Below are 3,573 nucleotides of genomic sequence, written 5' to 3'. Positions count from 1 at the left end.
TATCCAGGCCGAAGCCGAGCTCTCGCCCGAAGCCGAATACCTGACGTGGTGGGACGGCACTGCCGAAACGTGGTGGGCGCAGTCCGTCGAGGCAGGCAGCACGCCGGTCGATCTGGGGCAGGCCATTGACGCGCCGCTCTACAACGAAGACCACGACCTCCCCGCCTCCCCGTTTCCGTATGGATCCGCAGGCTGGCTCACCGATGACGAGGCTTTTCTCATCTATGACCGCTTCGACGTTTGGGCGGTTGATCCATCTTCTCCTGACACCCCGACCAACCTCACGGGCGGTCTCGGGCGCAACGAGGCACTTCAGTTTCGCATCCGGCAGCTCGACGACGAGGCCGATGCCCTCGACCCCGACGAACCGCTGATGCTGCATGCCTTCCACACCGACTCCAAAGCCTCGGGCTACTACGAAGGCACCGTAGATGGCGATGCCCCCACCGAGCGTATCATGATGGACCGCCGCTTCTCGGGCCTCACGCAGGCCGCCGACAGCGACCGCCTGCTCTACCAGCGCGAAGATGTGAGCGAGTTTCCCGATCTATGGACGGCCCCGCCCAACTTCGACGATCCCGTGCAGGTTAGCAGCGCCAACCCGCAGCAGTCCGACTACCGATGGAGCACCGCCGAACTCACGTCGTGGACGGCGCTCCATGGCGAAACGCTCGACGGCATCATCTACAAGCCCGACGATTTCGACGCAAACGAGACGTATCCGCTCATGGTCTACTTCTATGAGCGCAACAGCGACAACCTGCACAACCACTGGGCCCCTGCGCCGCACCGCTCCATCATCAATCCCACGTTTTACGCCAGCCGGGGCTACGTCGTGTTCGTGCCCGATATTGTGTACGAAGAGGGATACCCGGGCGAAAGCGCCTACAACAGCATCATGCCAGGCGTTACAGAACTGGCCGACGCGCCATTTATCGACCGCGAGCGCATTGGCGTGCAGGGCCATAGTTGGGGCGGTTACCAGATTGCGTACATGATTACGCGCACCGACCTGTTTGCAGCCGCCGAAGCCGGAGCGCCTGTCGCCAACATGACCAGTGCGTACGGCGGCATCCGGCGGCGCACCGGGCGCAGTCGCATGTTTCAGTACGAGCAGACGCAAAGCCGCATTGGCGGATCGCTGTGGGAGCATCCTACCCGCTACTGGGAGAACTCGCCGCTCTTCTACGCCGACCGCATCGACACGCCCCTCATGATGATGCACAACGACGAAGACGGCGCGGTGCCGTTTGAGCAGGGCGTAGAAATGTTCATGGCGATGCGTCGGCTGGGCAAGCCCGCCTGGCTCATCAACTACAACGGCGAACCCCACTGGCCGACCGAGTATCACCTAAAGGTGGACTGGCAGATGCGCATGCAGCAGTTCTTTGACCACTACCTGATGGATGCCGAGGCACCGACGTGGCTCGAAGACGGCATTCCGGCCACCGAGAAAGGCCGCACGCTGGGCTACGAAGTGGAGTGAGCAGGGTTGAGCGAAGTGTCCCGACATAACCTGGCATAACCGACATAATACCAGGTGCGAGACTTCGATGTACACGTTAGGTTGGAGGCCGCCCGGGATATCCGCCCCCCAGGAGTACTCGGTCGCGGTGCTCCCAGCGCTTCGCTCCTGATCCCGGGCTAAGGATTTGCAGCCCATAGCCGGGGACCGCCTGCGTCCCCGGCGACATTAAGGCGAGTTTCGTCGCTCACCGATTGCAAACACCTGTATAATGATTCAGCGCAGATGGTATAATATGTAGGCTCGCAATTTTTTTGTCATGTACCATGATCTCCCGCTCGTCACCCGCAATACGTCAGACTTCGAGTCAGTCGACGGGATCACTCTCGTTAATCCGTTCGAGGACTGAGTCTTTCGTTCCCCGAACGACCCTCGTCTCCCTTTGCACATCAATGCCGTCGTGCGTACTTCTCACTGCCACCATCTCCCTTCGAATCCTTCTTTTTCAGCACGGCCCACGGCGAAACGGAGATCGATCATACGCTCACAGCCCACAGGAAAGCGCTCAAGCGTCTGTTTCAGGACGTACGCAGTTGCAACTCACGAATGTCATCTCGTCGCGAGGCTCTGCCTCGTGACGCCGTCGTTTAGGGGCTCCGCTCCGTCCACAGGCAGGAAATGGCGCCCCTCGGGTCAAGTGCGTAACTCCTCATCGGAGTGCTGCAACCGGATTTGGTATTACGCATGCCCCAAGCAGACGCTCTGTCTGCGTGACCTGAGATGCTTCACTGCGTTCAGCATGACTGGAGATGAAGGCAGGACTCATACAGGACGTACGCAGTTGCAACTCACGAATGTCATCTCGTCGCGAGGCTCTGCCTCGTGACGCCGTCGTTTAGGGGCTCCGCCCCGTCCACAGGCAGGAAATGACGCCCCTCGGGTCAAGTGCGTAACTCCCAGTGTAGTAACTGTACTGGGTATCTGCTAATCCTGAAGCGATCGGTGTTAGATAGATTCCGGATCAGCCCCTGACAGGGATCGGGATTGTCCGGGATGACTGCTTGCAATGCATCACTTGCGATCTAACAGCTACCGTTTTTCGTTCACCCGCTCCCCCTTCGATTCCTCCATACACCAACGAAGGATGCGGAGTTGGTATTACACGTGCAGTGCCCACAAACAGCAAGCCCATCCCCGCGCAAACGAGGATGGGCTTGTGTAGTCTGCACAATGGCATATTCAGCAGACCAACCGAATGCCTAATTGGATTAGGCAAACCTCAGAACCGTCCGTTAGGGCAGTTCCGTGGGCAGGTTCGGGTTATTGTTGCGCTCGGCGAGCGTGATGGGGAGGTACCACCAGAGCGTTTCAGAGGCATCTTCGAGATGCCATCCATGCCGATCAAGGTCGAGGCCAGGGATTTCGTTTACAGAGGCCCGGCGCTGATCCACAAGGCGGATGCCTGTTGTGAACATCTCTTTGTCGCGCTCCATGAAGATGGTGTTTATGCCATCGTAGTCGGCAGCCTCAATCGCATCAAGGCCGTGCGAGTCACGCACTTCATTGACGAGAGCGAGCGGATCTTCTGACGTTGCACCGCGCTCGGCAGCTTCAGCCCGAATCAGATGCATCTCTTGCCAGGTGATGAAGTCGATGTTCTCACCAGGGTTCGGATAGCGTCCCTGTAGGGGCAGAATAGCTTCGTCTCCTGCCGAAAGGTTGACCGGGAACCGAAGCGGGTGCAGAGCATCGCGGTTGGCGAAGAAGTTGCCATCATCGGTCACGACGCCTGAATCGACCGTATAGGCGTCATGCTCCGGGTCGGCGTCACTTCCAGCGGGGTCGAGAACGCGAATACGAGAAGCCTCGGCAGCGTCAAAATCTTCGTCCAGGTAGTCGGGGCTGTAGAAGAAACGCGGAGCAGGTGCAGCCTGCGCGCGCCCGATGCCGCCCTGCACATCCCAAATGTTCGACTGGTTGCCCGAACGGTCGATGTACTCATTTTGGAATGCCGGGTCGCCAGGCTGCAGTCCATCTTCAGCGAAGCTGGCCGCTTCAGCAGGATTGTCCTGGAAAATGGCAATCCGTGCTTTGAGCGAGTTAACAAC

Annotated in this window: 2 protein-coding genes; one reads left to right on the top strand and one right to left on the bottom strand. The window is 59.1% G+C overall.

Annotated elements, in window-relative coordinates:
* A partial coding sequence (locus R6U20_RS07455; RefSeq protein ID WP_410337231.1) for an alpha/beta hydrolase family protein occupies positions 1-1,486 on the top strand: 1,486 nt, incomplete at its 5' end.
* Positions 1,487-2,757: 1,271 nt separating this feature from the next.
* Here the strand turns inward: R6U20_RS07455 and R6U20_RS07450 are convergent.
* The coding region (locus R6U20_RS07450) for a RagB/SusD family nutrient uptake outer membrane protein (RefSeq protein ID WP_410337230.1) at positions 2,758-3,573 on the bottom strand (816 nt) is incomplete at its 5' end.

Origin of the sequence: Longimonas sp. (genome assembly GCF_046498435.1) — a bacterium.
Taxonomy (GTDB): Bacteria; Bacteroidota; Rhodothermia; order Rhodothermales; family Salinibacteraceae; genus Longimonas.
This window is presented reverse-complemented; position numbering and strand designations above follow the sequence as displayed.